Genomic DNA, 21,989 nt, shown 5'->3' with positions numbered 1-21,989 from the left:
TATGGATTTTTCCCGCTTTTTTATTGATCGGCCGATCTTTGCTGCCGTGCTGTCCGTATTGATTTTTATTACCGGGCTGATCGCTATCCCGTTGTTGCCCATCAGTGAATATCCCGATGTCGTGCCGCCCAGCGTACAGGTGCGTGCTGAATACCCTGGCGCTAACCCGAAAGCGATCGCTGATTCCGTAGCGACCCCGCTCGAAGAAGCGATAAACGGGGTTGAAAACATGATGTACATGAAGTCGGTGGCCGGTTCTGACGGTGTGTTGGTGACCACGGTGACCTTCCGTCCCGGCACCGATCCGGATCAGGCGCAGGTTCAGGTGCAAAACCGCGTGGCTCAGGCGGAAGCGCGGCTGCCGGAGGACGTGCGTCGGCTCGGCATCACCACTCAAAAAATGTCGCCAACGCTGACGTTAGTGGTGCATCTGTTTTCCCCGAATAACACATACGATTCGCTCTACCTGCGCAATTACGCCACGCTGAAAGTGAAAGATGAGCTGGCCCGCCTGCCGGGTGTTGGGCAAATCCAGATTTTTGGTGCCGGTGAATACGCGATGCGCGTCTGGCTGGACCCGAATAAAGTGGCGGCGCGCGGTTTAACCGCGTCTGACGTTGTGAACGCGATGCAGGAGCAGAACGTGCAGGTGTCCGCCGGGCAACTTGGGGCAGAACCGTTAAAAAAACAGAGCGATTTTCTCCTGTCCATCAATATGCAGGGGCGGCTGGAGAACGAGCAGCAGTTTGGCGATATCATCTTAAAAACCTCGGATGACGGTTCGCTGGTGCGCCTGCGTGATGTCGCGCGTATTGAAATGGGCTCGGGCAGCTATGCTCTGCGTTCGCAGCTAAATAACAAAGACGCTGTCGGTATTGGTATCTTCCAGGCACCGGGAGCCAACGCCATCGATCTGTCCAATGCGGTGCGGGCCAAAATGGACGAACTGGCAACCCGTTTCCCTGATGATGTGAAGTGGGCCGCGCCTTACGATCCGACCGTTTTCGTTCGTGACTCCATCAAGGCCGTGGTGCAAACCCTGCTGGAAGCGGTGTTTCTTGTGGTGCTGGTGGTGATTCTGTTCCTGCAAACCTGGCGGGCCTCGATCATTCCCCTGCTGGCGGTTCCCGTGTCGGTGGTAGGCACATTCAGCGTGCTTTATTTGCTTGGATTCTCGCTTAATACGCTGAGCCTGTTCGGGCTGGTACTGGCCATCGGTATCGTGGTGGATGATGCCATCGTGGTGGTGGAGAACGTTGAACGCAATATCGAGATGGGACTGTCACCTAAGGCGGCTGCGCATCAGGCGATGCGTGAGGTCTCCGGTCCCATTATTGCTATTGCCCTGGTGCTGTGTGCTGTGTTTGTCCCCATGGCGTTTCTGTCGGGCGTGACCGGGCAGTTTTACAAGCAGTTCGCCACCACCATTGCGATTTCAACGGTCATTTCCGCCATTAACTCGCTCACCCTTTCGCCCGCGCTGGCCGCGCTGTTACTTAAGGATCATCAGGCCCCGAAAGATATGCCGACGCGCCTGATCGATCGGCTGTTTGGCTGGATTTTCCGTCCGTTTAACCGCGTCTTTCAGCGCAGCGCGCACGGCTATGAATCGATGGTGGAAAAAACACTGCGTCGTCGCGGTGCCGTGTTTGGCGTCTACCTGGTATTACTGGTTGGTGCAGGCTGGATGTTTCATGCCGTACCGGGAGGATTTATTCCTACTCAGGATAAACTTTACCTGATTGGTGGCGTAAAAATGCCGGAAGGCTCGTCGTTAGCGCGCACCGATGAAGTGATTCGACAGATGAGCGAAATCGGCCTGCAAACGGAAGGCGTGGCTTACGCGGTGGCGTTCCCCGGCCTGAATGCGTTGCAGTTTACCAACACGCCGAACAGTGGCACGGTCTTTTTTGGCCTGAAACCCTTCAGCGAGCGCAAACAAACGGCGGCGCAGATTAATGCGGAGATCAATGCGAAAATTTCCCGCATTCAACAGGGCTTTGGCTTTTCGATTATGCCACCGCCTATTCTGGGATTAGGTCAGGGTTCGGGCTATTCCCTGTACGTGCAGGATCGGGCCGGACTAGGCTATGGCGCACTGCAAACCGCCATTAACACTCTTTCGGGTGCGGTGATGCAGACGCCAGGCATGCACTTCCCCATTTCCTCTTACCAGGCCAACGTGCCCCAGTTAGAGGTGCAGGTTGACCGTGATAAAGCGAAAGCTCAGGGCGTGGCGCTGACCGCGTTGTTCAGTACGCTACAAACCTATCTGGGTTCATCCTATGTTAACGATTTCAACCGTTTTGGCCGCACCTGGCGCGTCATGGCGCAGGCGGATGGGGAATTCCGTGACAGCGTTGAGGACATTGCGAACCTGCGTACCCGCAACGACCGCGGTGAAATGGTGCCCATTGGCAGCATGGTGCACATCACCACGGCCTATGGACCCGATCCGGTTATTCGTTATAACGGCTATCCGGCAGCAGACTTAATCGGTGATGCCGATCCGCGCGTGCTCTCTTCTGCTCAGGCGATGCGTCAACTTGAAACCCTGTCCGGCCAGTTACTGCCGAACGGTATGAATATTGAGTGGACCGATCTCAGCTATCAGCAGGCGACGCAGGGCAATACGGCGCTTATTGTTTTCCCTGTCGCTGTCCTGCTGGCGTTCCTGGTGCTGGCCGCGCTGTATGAGAGCTGGACGCTGCCGCTGGCGGTGATCCTGATTGTGCCGATGACGATGCTGTCTGCCCTGGTGGGCGTCTGGTTAACCGGCGGCGACAATAACGTGTTTGTGCAGGTCGGACTGGTGGTGCTCATGGGGCTGGCCTGTAAAAACGCCATTTTGATTGTTGAATTCGCCCGTGAACTGGAGATTCAGGGCAAAGGCATTGTTGAGGCCGCGCTGGAAGCCTGTCGCCTGCGTCTCCGCCCTATCGTCATGACCTCTATTGCTTTCATTGCCGGTACGATTCCCCTGATTCTGGGTGAAGGTGCGGGCGCTGAAGTTCGGGGCGTCACGGGTGTAACGGTATTTTCCGGCATGTTAGGCGTCACCCTGTTTGGTCTGTTTCTGACCCCGGTGTTCTACGTGGCGCTGCGTAAGCTGGTGACGCGTAAAGCTGCGCATCACGCTTTACACAACGCGCCGTAATGGGTTTGGCAACGGGCGATAAAAATCGCCCGTTGCCATCCAGCCTGCTTTATCCTTGCCTCGCCTGTTTATTGCTTTAGCTTTTAAAAATAAAAGTGTTGTTATTCACGAGGCAGTCTTTTGCGGTTGCAAGCATGACATATTTGTTATGGATGATGTGACTGGCGCGCTATCCCGCCTGATGATAATCAATGGCCCGCACTTGCAACCTCTCTAAGCAAAAGGAAATGACCAGCATGCCGTTTCGTTTTCAGCGCAATCTGATGCTTCTGAAGCTGTTATTGATTTCACTTCCTTCGTTCAGCTCGCCACTGTCTCAATACCAGCAACTGGATGGCCTGATAAGAGAGCCACTGATCCTTGAGGTAAAGCTGAGCGATGGCCAGCCTGCTCAGTTGGATGCCTTTGTTACCCGCCCTGTTGGAACACAAGCGCTGCCGCTGGTGTTGATTACTCAGGGTACCGAGGGCGCAGCTGAGTTTGATCGCGGTGAGATGAATCCCAATTACATGTCAGGTACCGCTTTAGCGTTTGCCCGTCACGGCTATGCGGCTGTTGTCGTGCTGCGTGAAGGCTATGGCACATCAAGCGGAACCACAGAATACGCAGGTGGCTCATGCAAACAGCCACGTCATAAGCAGGCCGGAAAGAAAGACCAGATGGATCTTCTGGCTGCACTGGCTGCCCTGAAAAAGCAGCCCTGGGCACGAAAAGAAAACGCGATTCTGGCTGGCATGTCTTCCGGCGGTTTTGCCGTGATTGCCACCAGCGCGACCAATCCGCCCGGCGTCAGTGCCGTCATTAATTTTGACGGCGGCAGAGGTGCCAAAGACGGTAAATCGCTCTGCGATGGGCCTGGGTTGATTAGCGCCTTAGAAAGCTATGGTGCCACGGCACGCATCCCTTCACTCTGGCTCTACTCAACAAACGATCAGGATTTCTCGCCCGAGATGGGAAGAACGTTTTACAACGCCTATCGTCGTCAGGGCGGTAGCGCGGAATTTCGTGAAATGCCCCCCTTTGGTAAGAATGGGCATGTTTTCATGGATAACGCACCTGAAGCATTCTGGTGGCCGACTGTTTCAGCATTTCTTCAGGCGCATCACCTGCCTTATCAAGAGGTTGTTTCTCTCGCAGACGCGAGGCTGTTCGCGCCTCAGACGCTAAATAAGGCCGGGCTGAATGATTTCCAACGTTACACAGCGTCCCGTCTGTATGAAAAAGCCTTCGCGGTAAGCCCGGACGGCGCATGGGGGACAGCTTACCATGCAAGAACACGCGATGCCGCGGCCGTACGAGCACTGCAAAATTGCAACCGTTATAACCGCGAGAAAAAAAGCATCTGCGCGCTGTATGCCGTCAATGATGAGGTTGTGATGCGCCAGGCTCGCGCGCGAAAGGATGACGTACCACAGTGATGAGGCGCCCTGAAACAGGATCAAAGACAAAGCCGGGTTGCGGGCCACTTGCGGTTTTTTTTCAGGGCGGGACGGGACACGCACATAAAAAAAGCCGCATCAGCGGCTTTTTTTGCACAGGTTTTCTGGCTCTGCCACATCCGGCTCAGGCACGGCGGTGCAGTTGCTGGTATCGTGGGTTTTAAGCTCATTTAGCGCATCCGCAACGGTACGTTTGGCTAATACCGCCAGGGATGCCTGCTCGGCTTCTTCTGCGATGGATTTAAAATACCAGCACAGGTTGGCGCTGACCAGACAGCGCGGGGCAACGTCCGGGCGGGCGGCCCAGAGTTTTTTGTCATCGGTGACGGAGACATAAATATCACGCAGAGTGATATCCGCCGCCGGTCGGCCAAGATGGATGGAACCAGTACGACCCAGCGTGGACACGATAATTCCGTCACGCGTCAATGGCACCATCAACTTGCGTATAAAACTTGGGTTTGCTTCAAGCCCGTAAGCGAGAATCGCGCTGGTAGAGCGTTTTCCCATTTGCTCCGCCATCGCCACGCTCAGAACCATTTGCAAAGCTGTCGGGAAGCGATAATCAAGCATCTTTGTATCCTGAGTTGCGGTACGTTTTTATTGTTGTATTGCCGCATGAGTGAACAATGAATCAGCTGTAAATATAACAAACACGGTTACTTTTTAGAAGCAACAGGCCCGCGACAAGGCACATATTCACCAGCATAAGGCCCACGACAGCACAAGGTGCTTACCGCCCTGCCACTTCCCCGATTCGCTTACGGTGCAGCACTGACGCGCGCGGGAAGCCGTTTTTTCAGCGCCACCACCAGCAATACATTAAGCACGGCCAGCACGCACAGGAGCCACAACGTGACGTTTGCCCCATAGGTGGCAAATACATAGCCAAACACCAGCGGCGTCAGCGCCTGACCGATCAGCGCCGGACGCGCCATTCTGCCCGCCAGTACCGCATAGGCTTCCGGCTTAACCATCACCAGCGGCAAGGTGCCACGCACAATCGCACGCAGGCCGTTGCCCGCGCCGTACAATATCATGCTGAACAGCGCCGTTTGAGGAAACAGTGCCAACAGCAATAAACCCAGCGCGACCAATCCCACTGAAAAAAATGTGGTCCAGATGGGATGCCCGCCTTTAAAAGCCATATCGATAATGCGCGACGCCACCTGACACGGCCCCAGAATGGCACTGATTGCTAGCGCAGAGGCCAGGCTGTAACCGCTTGCTTCCAGCAGCGTGATTAACTGAACGGATATCGCCGTCATGATCACCGATGCCAGGGTAAAAATGGCGCACAGCAGGCGGAACAGCACTACAGGAAAATCCGCTTCAGCGCCGTGCGGACTTTTATTACGCTTTACCGGTGCGGGCGGTTTACCTGGCGGCAATGCAAACAGATAGGCAGGCAGGACACAGACCAGTAACAACCCGGCGATGGCGAAACAGGCGCCGCGCCAGTCAAGCCAGTGAATAAGCAGCGCCGTGCCCGGCCAAACCAGGCTGGTGCAGAATCCCGAGATGAGCGTGATGCCGGTAATGGCACCGCGCGCGTGTCCGCCATAGCGAGTGCCCAGCGTGGCAAACAGCGCATCGTACAGCCCCATCGCCATGCCCACACCAATGATCACCCAGGCAAATAAAAATACAGGTAAATGATGGCTGAACCCCATCAGGGTTAACCCTGCTGCCATGACGAGCCCGTTTAATGCCAGCATCAAACGCCCGCCGGTCTGTGCAATGATGCGCCCACAGCGAGGTGCCAGTAGCCCGGAGACCAGAATACCCAACGACAGCGCGCCATAAACCCACTGTTGTGACCAGCCGGTTTCCGCCACGATGGGCGCAGCCATCACCGCCATCAGGTAGAAAGATCCCCCCCATGAGACGATCTGAACCAGCCCCATAAGGATAATGCTGAATGAACCAGGCTTTTTCATTACATCCATGTCGGGCATCCGTTAGCAGGCAAAGGGTTTTTATAACATGTTAATGCATAGGGGGAAAAATGTTGCCGATGGCTTTTTTGCTGTCAACGCAGGCTGGCGGCACGGTTTTCATTGCCTCAGTAAAAGTATGTTGTAACTATAAGCACTATTGCAGAGAAGGAACCGTTCTGCCACAGTAAGCATGTTGTAACTATGGAGATGGCAACAGTGCGCTACGATTTAGTGACAGACATGCAGCAATGCGTAAAGGATCTTGAGCAGGCATTGGGGGAACTCCGTCAGCAGACAGAGTCGCTTCCGCTGTTGATTGCCCGGGTCTTTCGTTTACCGCCGGTCGAAAAAGGCCACGAACATGACCCCATCAGCCAGATTACCGTCGAGCAGCATCTTGGCATTGCGGCACGCGAGATGGCGCTTAATCACTACTGTCGGTTGTTTATGCAACATCAGTCGGAAAAGCTCAGCACTAAAGCCGCCGTGCGCTTACCGGGTGCGCTTTGCATTGAATGCAACGAACAGGAAGAGCGTGAACTGACCGGCCGTATCGCGGGGATCAATCAATGTAAAGCCCGTCTGGAGCAGTTGATTACCGTGGAGTCCGGCCTGCCCTCTGAAGCCCGCTTTGAATTTGTTCATCAGCATTTACGTGGACTGATCACCCTTAATGCCTACCGAACCCTTACCGCTATCGCGGCACCAGAGAGTTTACGTTTTGGTTGGGCCAATAAGCAGGTCATTAAAAACGTGAAACGGGAAGAAATTGTCGCCCAACTGGAAAAAAGCCTGAAAGCCGGTCGCGCACAGGCGCCCTGGACGCGTGAGCAGTGGGCAGAAAAGGTGCAGCAAGAGCTGGCGGATGTGCGTGCCCTTCCCGCTTCGGCGCGTCTTAAAATCAAGCGTCCGGTCAAAGTGCAGCCTATTGCGCGGGTCTGGCGCGCAGAAGAGAAAAAGCAAACCCAGTTGGCCTGTCCGTCACCGATTTTGGTGCTGTGTCGCGACCGCAGCCAGGTGCCCCAGTTAGGTGAACTGTTGAATTATGATGCCGACAATATTACGCATCGCTATAAGCCTGCCGCTGAACCACTGTATTTGCTGATTCCCCGACTACATTTATGGGTGGATTGTCCGGTATGACATCAGGGCCGTGCTGGCCCTGATGCACCTGACTTACTGCTTCATACTGCCGACCATTTCTTCCGGACGAACCCAGGCATCAAACTCTTCTTCAGTGAGATAACCCAGCTTCAGCGCCGAGGCTTTAAGCGTTAAGCCTTGTTTGTGAGCCTGCTTGGCAATTTCCGCGGCTTTGTCATAGCCAATATGCGTATTTAACGCGGTAACCAGCATAAGCGACTCGTTAAGCAATTGCTCAATTCGCTCACGTACAGGTTCAATACCGGTGGCGCAGTGGTGGTTGAAACTGTCCGTGCCATCTGCCAGTAAACGCACCGACTGCAGGAAGTTATGGATAATCATCGGACGATAAACGTTCAGCTCAAAGTTGCCTGACGCACCGCCCATATTAATCGCCACATCATTCCCCATCACCTGGCAGCACAGCATTGTCAGGGCTTCGCACTGGGTTGGATTCACCTTACCTGGCATAATCGAGCTGCCCGGTTCGTTTTCCGGGATAGCGATTTCACCGATACCACAGCGTGGGCCTGATGACAGCCAGCGCACATCATTGGCAATCTTCATCAGCGACGCCGCCAGCCCTTTAAGCGCCCCGTGCGCATGTACCAGCGCATCACAGGTTGCCAGCGCCTCAAATTTATTCGGCGCGGTCACAAAAGGTTGTTGGGTTAAATCGGCTAAGGCTTTAGCCACGCGAACCGCGTATTCAGGATGGGTATTCAGGCCGGTTCCCACCGCCGTGCCGCCCAGAGCCAGCTCCGCAAGGTGCGGAATGCTCTGCTCAATATGCTTAAGATTATGTTCGAGCATGGCGACCCAGCCAGAGATTTCCTGGCCCAGCGTTAACGGCGTGGCATCCTGTAAATGTGTACGGCCAATTTTAACGATGTCTTTGAACGCCTCTGACTTGGCGCTCAGCGTTTGTTTAAGCACGTTCAGCTGTGGAACCAGATGTTCGCGAACCGCAATCACTGCCGCCACGTGCATGGCGGTGGGAAACACATCATTCGAACTCTGGCTCTTGTTAACATCGTCGTTAGGATGCACCAGACGCGCCATTCCGCGCTCGCCGCCGAGCAGTTCACTGGCGCGGTTAGCCAACACTTCATTCATGTTCATGTTGGTCTGGGTGCCGGAACCGGTCTGCCAGATCGCCAGGGGGAACTCGTCACTGTGCTTGTCCGCTAACACCTCATCGGCGGCGTTAACGATCGCTTCAGCCCGCTCCGCTGGCAATAAACCCAGATCCCGGTTAACGCTGGCGGCGGCACGCTTGGTCATGGCCAGCGCGTGAACCAACGCGACAGGCATTTTTTCTGTCGAAATACGGAAATGCTCCAGTGAGCGCTGTGTCTGTGCGCCCCAAAGTTTCTCAGCCGGTACATCAATTGGCCCCATTGAATCTTTTTCAACGCGATTGGCTGCCATGATTCTCTCCTTAGCACAGTTTTAGATAAGACGTCGCGTCACCCATTGCCGGTTAAAGCCTGTCTGACGCGGTTAAACCTATACAATTTATTAACATCCTCCGAGCTTAGCATCCTTCTTGCGCTGGATATGTATTTTCCATGTCAGTTTCTGGTTTAATAAGCGCAATATTTCCCGCCAGTAAGGCAATTAATTTCATGAAAAAAATGGCTAACTCTCTGCAAAATTATGCATGGGGCAGTAAAACAGCATTAACGTCGCTTTATGGCATGGCGAATCCTAAGCAGTTGCCGATGGCTGAACTGTGGATGGGGGCGCACCCAAAAAGCCCATCGACTGTAGAAGAACATGGCAAGCCCCGTTCGTTACGTGATGTGATTGCGGCCAATCCGCAGCAGATGCTGGGCGATGCCGTGGCGAAGCGCTTTGGCGAATTGCCTTTTCTGTTTAAGGTGCTGTGTGCCGATCAGCCGCTGTCAATTCAGGTGCATCCCTGCAAACGCGCCGCCGAAGAGGGCTTTGCGCGGGAAAATGCCGCGTCCATCCCACTTAACTCCGCGGAACGTAATTACAAAGACGCTAACCACAAACCCGAACTGGTTTATGCGCTGACGCCCTTTAAAGCCATCAACGGCTTTCGCGAACTGAAAGAGATGGTTTCACTGCTGGAGCCGGTTGCCGGGGCGCATCCGCAGATTGCGCAGTTCCTGCGCCAACCTAACCTGGAGAGCCTGGCCGCGCTGTTTTCCACCCTGCTCTCACTTGAGAACGATGCAAAATCGCACGCGTTAGCTGTCCTGATGACCACAGCCCAGCAACACCAGGGTGAGCCATGGCAGACCATTACCGACATCGCCGTGCAGTATCCGGATGACAGCGGTCTGTTTTCTCCGCTGCTGCTCAACGTGATCACTCTGCAACCCGGCGAAGCCATGTTCCTGTTTGCTGAAACCCCGCACGCCTATCTTCATGGTGTCGCGCTGGAAGTCATGGCCAATTCCGATAACGTGTTGCGCGCTGGCCTGACGCCAAAATATATTGATATTCCAGAACTGATGGCCAATCTGAAATTTGAAGAAAAACCGGCCAGTCAGTTACTGACCCAACCCGAACAGCACGAAAACAGTCTCGAATTCCCTATTCCGGTGGATGATTTTTCATTTTCCATTCATACGGTTACGGATAAGCCGCTTTCTGTCTGTCAGGACAGTGCAGCCCTGCTGTTTTGCATTGAAGGTGAGGCAACGCTCGTCTGCGGCCAGCAGCAACTGGTGCTAAAACCCGGCGAATCCTGTTTTGTCGCGGCGAACGATCCGTCCCTGACGATCGTGGGTCACGGCCGTGTAGCACGTGTATTTAATGCGTTAAACTGAGACGGCTGACGTCACTGCGCTTAACTGCTATTATTTCAATCTATTAGCTAAAATGCCTGCGGGCGCTTCTTCTTCCGCTGTCTGGCGCAGTCTGCAAGGCGGATGAAATCAAGGATAAGGACGATTCAGCAATGAAAAAGACTCAAGTTGCCGTTGGTGTGGTAGTTGCTCTGGGCGTAGTCTGGACAGGTGCGGCATGGTTTACCGGCAAAAAGCTGGAAAGCAATATGGATCAGATGATTCAAAATGCCAACGCTCAGTTAACTACTCTGGCGCCCAACAGTCGTCTGAAGGTCAGCTATCAGGATTATCAACGCGGCATTTTCAGCAGTAAAATGAATGTGGTCATTCAGGCGAGCTCTCAAACGGAAGATAACCCGCTGTTAAAACCGGGTCAGAGCATCATTCTTAATGAGCAGATCGATCACGGTCCTTTCCCGTTCGCCCAACTGAAAAAATTCAACCTGATCCCGAGCATGGCATCGGTTCATACCACCCTGACTAACACCGACGCGGTCAAAAAACTGTTTGAGCTGACGAACAACCAGTCGTTCATTAATGCTGAAACGCGCGTGGGTTACAGTGGAAGCACCGATACCGCGGTAAATATTCTGCCAATCGATTATCAAAATGCGCAAACGGCGCAGCGCGCGGCCACCAGTGGCGGCACGGTGAACATCAGTGCAGATAACAAAGGCGATAAAGTCTCGCTGGACAGTGACATCGCAAGCGTTGCTATCACCAGCAAGAATCAGGTCGACCAGCCAGTCATGTTTACGCTGAACGGCCTGAAAGTTAAAGCCGATACCCATCTCACCAGCGAAGGCGTGCGCATTGGCGATCAATCCATCAGCGTGGATAAAGTCGCCGCCGCCGTGAATGGTCAGGACGCTGTGATTCTTAACAAGATGGTCGGTGATTCTGCCTTTGATAACAAAGCGGGCAAAATCAGTGGCGATATCAATTACAAAATTGATGGCGTTGAAGTACAAAAACAAAATCTGGGCCAGTTTGCCTTAAAAATGAAGCTGTCACAGTTTGATGCGCAGAGCGTAAAAACCTTCTCTGATAACTATAACGCCCAGCTGACCACGCTGATGAATCAGCCCGGCGTGGCAGACGATCCGGTACGTTTCCAGACTGGCGTTCGTGCCATTCTGCTGAATAATCTGCCTGTGCTGTTAAAAGGCGCGCCAACGATCAGCGTTGCACCTCTGAGCTGGAAGAATGATAAAGGTGAAAGCACCTTTAATCTGAACGCGAACTTTAACGATCCATCGACAGTGACTGGCGAGCCGCAGACGCTGGCCGCCACGGTAGACCGCGTGTTGAAAACGCTGGATTTAAAACTGTCTATCAATATGCCAATGGCAACAGAAACCATGCGTCACATTGGACTGGCAGAAGGTTATCAGGCTGACGACGCGCAGAAGCTGGCCGATCAGCAGGTTAAAGGCCTGGCGGCGATGGGGCAGATGTTCCGTCTGACACAAACCCAGGACAACAACATCGTCACCAGCCTGCAGTATGCTAACGGCCAGGTGAATATGAATGGCGATAAAATGACGCTGGAACAGTTTATGTCGCGTTATATGCTGGGCGTGCCAACCAACGAAGGCATGCCAGAATAAGCGTTATCTTCCTGAATCAGGCGGCTTTGGCCGCCTTTTTTTATGCTGATCCTCTCGCGATAAGCTGCGGCGCAATAATCTGCACATGCCGCTCTGATTCTGGGTGTGCAATACGCAGAAGTATACGCTCTGCAGCGGCCCGCCCCATTTCACGTGCAGAATCAATTACCTGAGTTATAGGTGGATCGGCCAGTTCCGCGAGTGGATCATCACCAAATCCGAGCAGTGCAATTTGCTGCTCATAATAACTTCCAACGGTGCCACCTTTGACACTGCGTCCGCTCTTGATCAAGCCAAAATAACATCCCAGCGTCGTGGACGCGTTGTACGCCATAACCGCCGTGATATGAGGATGTTGATGCAGGAGTTTAACGGTGGCTTCCGACGCCTCTTTTGGTGTACTGCCACATTCAACGATCCATTCTGGTTTGAAGGGCAGCCCATATTGCATCAGGGTCGCACAGTAGCTGCCGATACGCTCGGCTCGTGTTAACGATGCACTACTTCCGCCAAGCCAGGCGATACGCTGATGCCCGTGCTGAATGAGATATTCAGTGGCAAGTCTTGCCGCCTGAGCATTATCGCTACGGACCGTATCCAACATCGTATGGGAGCTGGAGCGTGCTGCAAAAATCAGCGCAACCTGCCTGTCTGCTGCGCGAGCAATGAGATGCTCGGCTTTATCTATTCTTCCGCCGAACACAATCCCATCCACACCCTGCTCAACTAATGCGTCAAAACACCGGTCAAGATTCTGCCCCTGTAAGCCGCTTTGAGTCAGAAAAAGCATTTTGCCTTTTTTTTCTAAACTCTCAGACAGCCCTGCGGTCATTTCGGCATAAAATGGGTGGCTAAAATCCTGTAAGATCAGACCAATGACGCCACTTTCCCCACCGCGAAGCGTTGTCGCTGCACGATTACGTACAAACCCCAATTCCTCAATCGTTCGGTTTACCCGCTCTATTGTCGCGGCGGAGATACGACCTTTGCCTGACAGCACCATAGAAACGGTCGTGACTGAAACGCCCGCGGCATCAGCCACATCATTAATCGTAATTTTTTGCTGCATCATAAGGCATCTGACCTGGTGGATATCCGATTTGATTATAGGTAAAACGTTACATCTCAATTGTCATAAATAAAATCTTTTTCCCGATAAAGATGTGATTTAAAGCGCAATAGTGTTTGGTAAAACGTTTTATCATCCGTTCAGTTTATTTCTGCTGACTATGACGGAGTGAATATGAATAATCCTCGCCCTAAAATATCTCTCTGGGAGTTTTTCCAAAGTTTAGGAAAGACGTTTATGTTACCCGTGGCACTACTGTCATTTTGCGGCATCATGCTTGGAATAGGCAGTTCCCTGAGTAGCCGTGACGTCCTGTTACTCCTTCCTTTTCTGGATCAGGCTTTCCTGCAATATATTTTTGTCTGGATGGCCAAAATGGGTTCTTTTGCCTTTAGCTATTTGCCCGTAATGTTTGCGGTGGCCATTCCGCTCGGAATGGCACGGGAAAATAAAGGTGTCGCGGCTTTTGCAGGATTTGTCGGCTATGCGGTCATGAATTTGATCATTAATTTTTGGCTCAATGTTAACGGCATATTGCCCAGTAGCGACGAGGTTCTGCTCAAAAATAACAATGTGCAGTCAGTTCTGGGGATTCAGTCAATTGACACGGGTATTCTGGGTGCTGTCATTGTGGGTATTATTGTGTTCCGGCTTCATGAGCGGTTTCATACAATTCGTCTGCCGGATGCACTCGCATTTTTTGGCGGAACGCGGTTTGTACCGATAATTACCACCATCGTGATGGGCATGCTGGGGCTTATTGTGCCCTTAATTTGGCCTTTTTTCGCGCGCGCTATCACCGGGCTGGGCTGGATGATTAATAGCGCAGGCCATTTAGGTCCGATGATTTTTGGCACTGGAGAGCGTTTGCTGTTGCCTTTTGGTTTGCAGCACATCCTGGTGGCTATTATGCGCTTTACCGATGCTGGCGGCACACTTGATGTTTGCGGCAAAACGGTAAGTGGTGCCTTAACAATTTTTCAGGCACAACTCGCATGCCCAGAAACGCAAGGCTTCGCAGAAAGCGCTACTCGCTTTCTGTCTCAAGGAAAAATGCCTGCCTTTTTGGGAGGATTACCGGGAGCAGCGCTGGCGATGTATCATTGTGCTCGCCCCGAAAATCGCCATAACGTGAAGGGATTATTGATTTCTGGCGTGGTGGCCTGTGTTGTGGGTGGAACGACAGAACCGATCGAATTCTTATTTTTGTTTGTCGCCCCCTTCCTCTATTTACTCCATGCCATACTGACTGGCCTCGGCTTTACTGTAATGGCTCTGCTTGGTGTCACTATCGGTAATACGGATGGTAATGTCATTGACTTCATCGTATTCGGCGTATTGCATGGTTTATCAACCAAGTGGTATTGGGTGCCATTCATTTCTGCCATCTGGTTTGTGAGTTACTACCTTATTTTTCGCTTTGCCATCCTGCACTTTAATATTAAAACGCCCGGACGAGATGTTGAATCAGCGACCACTTTACAACAAAAAGTCAGCAGTGCGGGCAAAGGTAAATCGGGTTATAACGCGCCAGCAATCCTCACTGCTCTGGGCGGCGTAGATAATATTACGTCGCTGGATAACTGCCTGACACGATTACGGATAACCGTCGTCGACAGTAGTCAGGTCGATGATGTGGCATTAAAAGCCAATGGCGCTCTGGGTGTTGTTCACCTTAATCAAACCAGCATACAGGTGGTGATTGGACCTCAGGTACAATCCGTTAAAGATGAACTCTCATACCTGATAGGTGCCGCATGAACGGAAGCAATTGCACAATGTACGACTTCGACACAGTGACCGATCGTCATGGCAGTTGGTGTACACAGTGGGATTTTGTTGCTGACCGTTTTGGCGTAATGGATTTACTCCCCTTCACTATCTCGGACATGGATTTTGTTACTGCACCCTGCATCAGGCAGGCACTCATGCAACGTTTAGAGCATGGTGTTTTTGGCTACACTCGCTGGCAACACGATGACTTTCTTTCGGCATGTCAACACTGGATGAGCAGCCGCTTTCACTACCAACCTGATGCAAGCACCATTGTGTATGCTCCCTCTGTAATTTATATGGTGTCACAAATGTTACATCTATGGAGTGAAGCAGGCGATGAAGTCATCATTCACACTCCCGCTTATGACGGATTTTATAAAACAATTCGTGCCAGTCAGCGCCACGTAGTAGAAATGCCGCTTCATTATGAAGCCAAAGCGTGGCACTGCGATATGTCGCAACTGGAGAAACGACTTGCCCGGCCTCGCTGTAAAGTACTGCTGCTATGTAGCCCCCATAACCCGACCGGAAAAGTCTGGACGCATGAGGAACTCAATCAAATAGCCGCGCTCTGTGAACGTCATAAGGTTAAGGTAATAAGTGACGAGATTCATATGGATATGGTGACGGGCAACGATACGCATCTCCCTTGGTCAAAAGTCGCGCGTGATAACTGGGCGCTTTTTACCTCGGCATCCAAGAGTTTTAATATTCCTGCGTTAACTGGCGCATGGGGCATTATTCCCTCGGCTGTCGATCGGACGGCATGGTTCAACATGATGAAAAACCGCGACGGATTATCTTCTCCGTCCGTCATGGCTGTCGCAGCGCATATTGCAGCTTATCGTGAAGGCGCGCCCTGGCTGGATGCCTTACGCCGTTACCTGCGCGCTAATCTCTGTTATCTGGCTGAAAGGCTTAATAACCGTTTCCCCGACCTTAACTGGGTGGTTCCACAAGCCACTTATCTTGCCTGGATCGATTTGAGTCCACTTAACATTGATGCAGACCTGTTGCAGTACAAGCTTATTCATGAACAGCGAATAGCGATAATGCCAGGTGCGACTTATGGGGAAACCAGCAAAAACTGTTTACGCTTAAATGTCGGGTGCCCACGGCGTAAAGTTGATGCCGGTGTATCCGGTTTACTTTCCGCTATTCAGACTTTAAGAAGTTAGGACGAGGTGCGGTAATTACTCATTACCGCACCTTCCCTTGCGCAATTAAACAGCACCTGACTCACTTGTTGCGCAAATCGCTGGCGTTGTTGCGCAAGATATTTTTATAATGTTCTGCACTTTACAGATACCCGGACGAGTGCACTCCATGATTGATTCAACGCTTCCCCTTACTGATATTCATCGCCACCTTGATGGCAACATCCGTGCACAAACCATTCTTGATTTAGGCCGTCAGTTTAACCTGACCTTGCCCGCCACTACCCTTGAAGCCCTGCGTCCGCATGTGCAGGTTACGGAAACACAGCCGGATCTGGTGAGCTTTCTGCAAAAGCTGGATTGGGGCGTGAAAGTGCTGGGCGATCTTGACGCCTGCCAGCGCGTGGCTCGCGAAAACGTGGAGGATGCCGCCAGAGCAGGTATTCATTACACCGAGCTGCGTTTTTCGCCAGGCTATATGGCGATGACGCATAATCTGCCGATTGCAGGTGTGGTTGAAGCCGTCATTGACGGCATAAAAGCCGGATGCCAGCAGCATGATATCGACGTGCGTTTAACGGGCATCATGAGCCGCACGTTTGGTGAGCAGGCCTGCCTGGACGAACTCAATGGTTTACTGGCCTTTCGCAATCACATCACCGCCGTCGATTTAGCCGGTGATGAACTGGGCGCGCCGGGTAATCAGTTCCTGCGTCACTTTGCCCGCGCGCGGGATGCCGGTTTCCGCATTACCGTGCATGCCGGTGAAGCGGCAGGTCCGGAAAGCATCTGGCAGGCCATTCGCGAGTTAGGCGCTGAACGTATCGGTCATGGCGTAAAAGCGATTGAAGATCGCGCGCTGATGGATTTTCTGGCGGAAAACGCCATCGGTATCGAATCCTGCCTGACCTCAAATATCCAAACCAGTACCGTTGCCTCACTGGCACAACATCCGCTTAAAGTGTTCCTGGAACATGGCGTTCTCGCCACGATTAACACCGACGATCCTGCAGTACAGGGCATTGAGCTGGAGCATGAATATCGACATGCTGCACCTGCTGCGGGACTGAGTCAGGCGCAGATGCGCCAGGCTCAGGAAAACGGCCTTACGATTGCCTTCCTGAGTGAAGCTGAAAAAGCGGCTATTCGGGCGAAGCTGCAATAAAAGATGCAGAAATAAAAAGTGCAGTAAACAGAAAGGCCGCTGAATCAGCGGCCTTTTTTACAGGTTTTCACTCTCTGACTATTTCAGAGACAGGGTCTGGCGTTTCTCGGCTGACTGCAGTCCTCGTTCGATCAGCTCCATCACCTGAATCGCCTCTTCAGCCGTGACCGGATTGGGCCCACGTCCGTTGATGGCATCACGAACGCCGGCATAATAAGCCGGATAGTTGCCCGGCTGGGTCAGACAGCTTTTCTCGGTCATGGTGTCACCGTCAACCTGCGTCAGTGTGCCATCGCGCATGTCGTAGCCCCACGCTTCGCTGGGCGGAAAATCGCCGGCCTTCAGACGATCTTCCTGCGGGTCAAGGCCATATTTAACGTAGCTGCCCCGCGTACCGTGAACGGTATAACGCGGGGACTCTGCCGCCACTAACATGCTGGCGTGGAGCACCACACGGCGCTGCGGATAGGTTAACGTTGCGTGGAAATAGTCGGTGGTCTGTGCACCGGGGCGCAGTTCAGCCAGATCCAGATTGATAGCCACCGGTGGACCAAACAGCTGTAGCGCCTGATCCAACAGATGCGGCCCCAAATCGTACCAGATACCGCTGCCTGGCCCTTTCATTTCACGCCAGCGCTGACGTACCTCAAGGCGGAAGCGGTCAAAGTGCGACTCAAAATAGCGCACTTCGCCCAGCTCGCCGTCCGCTAACAGGGCTTTGAGCGTCAGGAAATCACTGTCCCAGCGGCGGTTATGAAACACGGACAGCAACAGCCCTTTGGCTTTCGCTAACGCATCCAGTTCATGTGCTTGTGACAACGTCACGGTAAAGGGTTTATCCACGACCACATGTTTACCCGCATTCAGCGCCGCTTTGGCCAGAGGGAAGTGAGTATCATTGGGTGTGGGGATAACAATCAGTTGTAGGCTGGGATCGTCCAACAGCGCCTGAGGATCGGCCACCACCTTCACGGATGGCCAGTCGGCATTGACTTTGCTGGCATCGCTGCTGGAGATGGCTGCCAGTTCAACATCCGGCGTGCCCGCAATCAGCGGGGCATGAAATGTTTTACTGGCAAAGCCATATCCAATGAGTCCAACTCGCAGTTTCTCGCTCATTCCTTTTCCTCTTTATTCGCTAACCAGACTGATTTAAGACTAATAGTCTCGTCAGGACAAGGAGGATTCCCCTTAAAATCAGGAGACTGTGCTGCGGGCCGCGGTCCAGGCGCTCTGACTGGCTAAATTATCGTGCACATCCTGATTACGTCGGCGGAAATCACTTGGGCTAACGCCGACGCGTTTACGGAAGACTCGCGAAAAATAAAGCTGATCGTCGTAGCCCACTTCACGACCAATGCTGGCGATGGGTTCCTGGGTGGTTTGCAGCAACAGTTTTGCTCTTATCACCCGCTGATCTTCGCGCCAGCGAAGCAGGTTGACGCCCATCTGCTCACGGAACAGGTGCGCCAGCCGTGAAGGCGATAAGCACACGTGTCGAGCCACTTCTTCAATTTTCACCTCGCTGGCGAGATGATTATTGACGTACTGGCAGGCTTCAATGATGCGCGGATCGCGAATTTGCTGATGATTACGCGGATCTTCTTCCACCGCGCGCAGCAACAGACGTTCCAGCAGATTCATCGCCAGCTCTTCGGCAAAGCGGCGCGAGGAGTTATGGGTTTGTTCAATGGTGGCAAACAGGCGATCAAACTCGCCACGCAGCGATTCGGGTAACCGCAGGCGTCCAACGCCTTCCTGTTCATCCTGCCAGCGCAGCCAGTCATGCCAGTAAGCGCGCGGACGGAAATAGACCCAACGATGAAACCACTGCGGGCTGTCGGGTGCACGACCGTAATAATGGGCGGTTTTAGGCTGGAACAACAGCATTTCGCCAGGTTCACAATCAAAGGCTTTTTCGCCGTCAAATACCCGGCCTTTGCCTTTAATGGTCAGGTTAAGAATATAGCCCTTCATGCCGTGTGGGCGATCAATAAAGAAATCCAGCGGACCATCCGCGGTAATAGGCGTTAAACCCGCCACCAGCCAGGCATTAAACGAATATCCAGGCAGCAAAGGGTTTTGCTGCTCTGCCGGTAATTCACGGTGATACATAACGTCCTCACTTCGTCGTTGATTGATCACGCGCGGACGCCTTTCGCGTCCGCGGGAAGGTTTCACGCCAAATCAGACTTTATTCTTTTGTTTGTAGCGATCGAATATCACCGCTGCCAACAGTATCAAACCACGTACAACATACTGTGAGAATGGCGAGATATTTAATAAATTCATCGCATTCTCGACGGTGCCAAGAATAAGCACCCCGGCCACGACGTATGAAATCTTGCCGATGCCGCCCTTAAGGGACACGCCGCCCAGCACGCAGGCAGAAATCACCACCAGTTCATAACCGATGGAGGTCATGGGCTGGCCGCTGGTCATACGTGAGGCAAGAATGATGCCCGCAGCAGCGGAGACCAAACCTGACAGGATAAAAATAATGATGCGGGTGCGCACCACCGGTACGCCAGCCAGACGAGCGGCCTCTTCATTACCGCCGATGGCCAACGTATTACGACCAAAGGTGGTTTTGTTCAGCAGGAAGGCGAAAATCACCATGGTGGCCAGGGTGATCCAGATTGGCGCAGGCACGCCCAGCCAGTTAGCGAAACCCAGAACAAAGAAACGCTCGTCTTCGATGCCTACCGCTTTACCATCCGAGAAGATATAAGCCAGGCCGCGCACAATCTGCATGGTCGCCAATGTGGTAATCAGGGCGTTGATCTTCAGCCGTGCAATCACAAAACCGTTGATAAAGCCGGTTGCCATGCCCAGTACCAGCCCGGCACCGACGCCGATCCACAGGCTTTCGGTCATGTTGATGACCACGGCGGTCACCACGCCTGCACAGGCGATAACCGAGGCGACCGACAGGTCAAAATCACCCGAGGCCAGGCAGAACAGCATACCGCAGGCGACCATGCCGGACATCGACATGGCCAACCCCAGGCCTTTCATATTGATAAAAGAGCCGAAGTTAGGCACAAAAACAGCACAGGCAATAAACAGCAGTGCAAAGACCACCAACATGCCGAAATTGTCCCAGATGCGACCAAGATGCAGACCACGGCGTGGTGCTACTGGCGGCGTATTAGATGTCGTGGATGAAGTCACGGTACTCTCCTGTCAGGCCACGGCGGCCGCTTGTGTCGTTTTAGGCATAGCCAGGCTCAGCGTCTGCTGCTCCGTAGCCTCGTCATGCAGTATTTCTCCGGCGATAGCGCCTTCACGCATCACAACAATGCGGTCGGCAAGGCCCATCACTTCCGGAAGATCGCTGGAGGCAAACAGCACCGCAATGCCTTTGTTTGCCAGTTCATAAATCAGGTTATAAATCTCGTGCTTGGCCCCAACGTCGATGCCGCGCGTTGGCTCATCCAGCAGGATCACTTTCATCTCCTCTGACAGCCAGCGCCCCAGAATGGCTTTTTGCTGGTTGCCTCCAGAGAGGTTCATGATCAGCTGATCGGCACTTGGGGTTTTAATGTTGAGCGAGCGGATATGGCGGTCAGCATTGGTAGCTTCCCAGCCGTTTTTAATCAGGCACCCGGCGGTCAGGTTGTGGCGGCGTGCGCTGATATTGATATTGTCGCGGACCGAATGCACCGGAATAATGCCCTCGGCTTTGCGGTCTTCCGGGCACAACATCACTCCCGCACGAATCGCATCGATCGGTGCGCCGATCTTAAGCGGCTCACCATCCAGCAATACGCGCCCACCGCGCAGTCGCGTCGCCCCAAACAGCCCTTTAAGCAGTTCGCTGCGCCCTGCGCCGACCAGGCCAAACAAACCGACAATTTCGCCCGCATGGACATTAAGCGAAATCGGCGTTCTGACGCCCTTCGCTTCAACATTTTGCAGCTCCAGCCGCACGGCCCCTTTTTCACGCGGGGAGTAACCATAAATATCGCCCAGGTTACGTCCCACCATCGCCTGAACCAGATCGTCGTGATGCGTGTTTGCCATGTCCGTAAAGGTCCGAACATAACGACCATCTTTAAACACGGTGATGGCGTCGCTGAGGGCAAAAATCTCTTCCATACGATGCGAAACATAAAGCACAACGCGCCCTTCCGCCCGCAGTTGACGGATGACGCGAAACAGATTGTCGATTTCCCGCGCGGACAGTGAACTGGTGGGCTCATCAAAGGCGATGATGCGCGCATTACGCGCCAGCGCTTTGGCAATTTCCACCATTTGCCACTGCCCCAGAGACAGATACTTCAGCGGCATGTCGGGATCGACATCCATGCCTAAATTTTTGAGTTGCAGGCCCGCTTCATAACGCAGCAGTTTTCGGTTTACCAACCCGCGCTTATGTGGCAACTGACCCAGATAGATGTTCTCTGCCACGCTCATTTCGGGGACTAAATGCAGTTCCTGGTAGATAATTGCAACACCCGCGTCCAGCGCGTCGGTGGTGTGCTGAAAATTGACCGGCTTTCCTTTGATGCGAATTTCGCCGCCGCTCGGCAGATAGCTGCCGCTGAGGATTTTCAGCAGTGTCGATTTACCGGCACCGTTCTCCCCCATCAGCGCATGCACCTGACCACCGTGGCACTCAAAAGAGATATCCTGTAACGCTTTCACGCCGGGAAAGGTTTTACTGATGCCATGAAACGACAGAAAGGCTGAATCAGTGTTCATG

16 protein-coding genes are annotated in these 21,989 nt (G+C 53.1%); 8 read left to right on the top strand and 8 right to left on the bottom strand.

Annotated features, from left to right (window positions below; genetic code table 11):
• Nucleotide 1 precedes the first annotated feature (1 nt).
• Together oqxB and NR177_RS07240 are read left to right on the top strand one after the other, a co-directional pair.
• On the top strand, nt 2–3,157 hold the full coding sequence (gene oqxB, locus NR177_RS07245) for a multidrug efflux RND transporter permease subunit OqxB (protein ID WP_256852562.1): 3,156 nt from the start codon (nt 2–4) through the stop codon (nt 3,155–3,157).
• Between the two features lie 236 nt (nt 3,158–3,393).
• A complete protein-coding gene (locus NR177_RS07240) occupies nt 3,394–4,575 on the top strand; it encodes a S9 family peptidase (protein ID WP_256852561.1) in 1,182 nt (393 codons plus the stop codon).
• A 99-nt stretch (nt 4,576–4,674) separates the two neighbouring features.
• Here the strand turns inward: NR177_RS07240 and NR177_RS07235 are convergent, their stop codons facing one another.
• Both NR177_RS07235 and NR177_RS07230 read right to left on the bottom strand, forming a co-directional pair.
• Complete coding sequence (locus NR177_RS07235) at nt 4,675–5,169, bottom strand: Rrf2 family transcriptional regulator (RefSeq protein ID WP_063879521.1); 495 nt, start codon at nt 5,167–5,169, stop codon at nt 4,675–4,677.
• A 188-nt stretch (nt 5,170–5,357) separates the two neighbouring features.
• The gene (locus tag NR177_RS07230; RefSeq protein WP_256852560.1) at nt 5,358–6,545 is read right to left on the bottom strand and encodes an MFS transporter; all 1,188 of its coding nucleotides are present in this window, start codon (nt 6,543–6,545) and stop codon (nt 5,358–5,360) included.
• 192 nt (nt 6,546–6,737) lie between these two features.
• Between NR177_RS07230 and tus the strand changes: the two genes are divergently transcribed.
• Nucleotides 6,738–7,679: a DNA replication terminus site-binding protein gene (tus, locus tag NR177_RS07225; protein ID WP_256852559.1), complete on the top strand. Its 942-nt coding sequence runs from the start codon at nt 6,738–6,740 to the stop codon at nt 7,677–7,679.
• Between the two features lie 33 nt (nt 7,680–7,712).
• On the opposite strand, the gene fumC is transcribed toward tus, so the two are convergent.
• Nucleotides 7,713–9,110: a class II fumarate hydratase gene (gene fumC, locus NR177_RS07220; RefSeq protein WP_256852558.1), complete on the bottom strand. Its 1,398-nt coding sequence runs from the start codon at nt 9,108–9,110 to the stop codon at nt 7,713–7,715.
• A gap of 197 nt (nt 9,111–9,307) precedes the next feature.
• On the opposite strand from fumC, the gene manA reads away from it, so the two are divergent.
• Both manA and NR177_RS07210 read left to right on the top strand, forming a co-directional pair.
• A complete protein-coding gene (manA, locus tag NR177_RS07215; protein WP_256852557.1) occupies nt 9,308–10,483 on the top strand; it encodes a mannose-6-phosphate isomerase in 1,176 nt (391 codons plus the stop codon).
• Between the two features lie 131 nt (nt 10,484–10,614).
• The gene (locus NR177_RS07210; RefSeq protein WP_256852556.1) at nt 10,615–12,114 is read left to right on the top strand and encodes a YdgA family protein; all 1,500 of its coding nucleotides are present in this window, start codon (nt 10,615–10,617) and stop codon (nt 12,112–12,114) included.
• 40 nt (nt 12,115–12,154) lie between these two features.
• Here the strand turns inward: NR177_RS07210 and malI are convergent, their stop codons facing one another.
• A complete protein-coding gene (gene malI / locus NR177_RS07205) occupies nt 12,155–13,186 on the bottom strand; it encodes a Mal regulon transcriptional regulator MalI (protein ID WP_110982933.1) in 1,032 nt (343 codons plus the stop codon).
• Nucleotides 13,187–13,357: 171 nt separating this feature from the next.
• Here malI and malX point away from each other — a divergent pair, with 171 nt between their 5' ends.
• The 3 genes from malX (at nt 13,358) to add (ending at nt 17,281) form a co-directional block, all read left to right on the top strand.
• Nucleotides 13,358–14,944, top strand: coding sequence for a maltose/glucose-specific PTS transporter subunit IIBC (gene malX / locus NR177_RS07200; protein ID WP_256852555.1), 1,587 nt, complete (start codon nt 13,358–13,360; stop codon nt 14,942–14,944).
• A gap of 17 nt (nt 14,945–14,961) precedes the next feature.
• Complete coding sequence (locus NR177_RS07195) at nt 14,962–16,137, top strand: MalY/PatB family protein (RefSeq protein WP_256852648.1); 1,176 nt, start codon at nt 14,962–14,964, stop codon at nt 16,135–16,137.
• Between the two features lie 148 nt (nt 16,138–16,285).
• The gene (add, locus tag NR177_RS07190) at nt 16,286–17,281 is read left to right on the top strand and encodes an adenosine deaminase (protein WP_256852554.1); all 996 of its coding nucleotides are present in this window, start codon (nt 16,286–16,288) and stop codon (nt 17,279–17,281) included.
• A 78-nt stretch (nt 17,282–17,359) separates the two neighbouring features.
• Here add and NR177_RS07185 read toward each other — a convergent pair whose 3' ends face one another.
• From NR177_RS07185 to araG, 4 genes are all read right to left on the bottom strand, one after another.
• Nucleotides 17,360–18,400, bottom strand: a complete 1,041-nt coding sequence (locus tag NR177_RS07185; RefSeq protein ID WP_109716304.1) for an oxidoreductase — start codon at nt 18,398–18,400, stop codon at nt 17,360–17,362.
• A gap of 78 nt (nt 18,401–18,478) precedes the next feature.
• Nucleotides 18,479–19,396 (bottom strand): arabinose operon transcriptional regulator AraC, encoded by a 918-nt coding sequence (gene araC / locus NR177_RS07180; protein WP_063879513.1) that lies wholly within the window; start codon nt 19,394–19,396, stop codon nt 18,479–18,481.
• Nucleotides 19,397–19,468: 72 nt separating this feature from the next.
• The gene (gene araH, locus NR177_RS07175) at nt 19,469–20,455 is read right to left on the bottom strand and encodes an L-arabinose ABC transporter permease AraH (protein WP_172897178.1); all 987 of its coding nucleotides are present in this window, start codon (nt 20,453–20,455) and stop codon (nt 19,469–19,471) included.
• A gap of 12 nt (nt 20,456–20,467) precedes the next feature.
• On the bottom strand, nt 20,468–21,988 hold the full coding sequence (araG, locus tag NR177_RS07170) for an L-arabinose ABC transporter ATP-binding protein AraG (RefSeq protein ID WP_096010689.1): 1,521 nt from the start codon (nt 21,986–21,988) through the stop codon (nt 20,468–20,470).
• Nucleotide 21,989 lies beyond the last annotated feature (1 nt).

The sequence above is a fragment of the Pantoea sp. Fr+CA_20 genome, from assembly GCF_024520835.1.
Lineage (GTDB): Bacteria > Pseudomonadota > Gammaproteobacteria > Enterobacterales > Enterobacteriaceae > Pantoea > Pantoea allii.
The sequence above is the reverse complement of the archived record's forward strand: the minus strand, read 5'-3'. Positions and strand labels throughout refer to the sequence as shown.

Coding starts and splice junctions, on each gene's coding strand:
- oqxB (WP_256852562.1), top strand. CDS start 2: ATGGATTTTTCCCGCTTTTTTATTGATCGGCCGATCTTTGCTGCCGTG.
- NR177_RS07240 (WP_256852561.1), top strand. CDS start 3,394: ATGCCGTTTCGTTTTCAGCGCAATCTGATGCTTCTGAAGCTGTTATTG.
- NR177_RS07235 (WP_063879521.1), bottom strand. CDS start 5,169: ATGCTTGATTATCGCTTCCCGACAGCTTTGCAAATGGTTCTGAGCGTG.
- NR177_RS07230 (WP_256852560.1), bottom strand. CDS start 6,545: ATGGATGTAATGAAAAAGCCTGGTTCATTCAGCATTATCCTTATGGGG.
- tus (WP_256852559.1), top strand. CDS start 6,738: ATGGAGATGGCAACAGTGCGCTACGATTTAGTGACAGACATGCAGCAA.
- fumC (WP_256852558.1), bottom strand. CDS start 9,110: ATGGCAGCCAATCGCGTTGAAAAAGATTCAATGGGGCCAATTGATGTA.
- manA (WP_256852557.1), top strand. CDS start 9,308: ATGAAAAAAATGGCTAACTCTCTGCAAAATTATGCATGGGGCAGTAAA.
- NR177_RS07210 (WP_256852556.1), top strand. CDS start 10,615: ATGAAAAAGACTCAAGTTGCCGTTGGTGTGGTAGTTGCTCTGGGCGTA.
- malI (WP_110982933.1), bottom strand. CDS start 13,186: ATGATGCAGCAAAAAATTACGATTAATGATGTGGCTGATGCCGCGGGC.
- malX (WP_256852555.1), top strand. CDS start 13,358: ATGAATAATCCTCGCCCTAAAATATCTCTCTGGGAGTTTTTCCAAAGT.
- NR177_RS07195 (WP_256852648.1), top strand. CDS start 14,962: ATGTACGACTTCGACACAGTGACCGATCGTCATGGCAGTTGGTGTACA.
- add (WP_256852554.1), top strand. CDS start 16,286: ATGATTGATTCAACGCTTCCCCTTACTGATATTCATCGCCACCTTGAT.
- NR177_RS07185 (WP_109716304.1), bottom strand. CDS start 18,400: ATGAGCGAGAAACTGCGAGTTGGACTCATTGGATATGGCTTTGCCAGT.
- araC (WP_063879513.1), bottom strand. CDS start 19,396: ATGTATCACCGTGAATTACCGGCAGAGCAGCAAAACCCTTTGCTGCCT.
- araG (WP_096010689.1), bottom strand. CDS start 21,988: ATGAACACTGATTCAGCCTTTCTGTCGTTTCATGGCATCAGTAAAACC.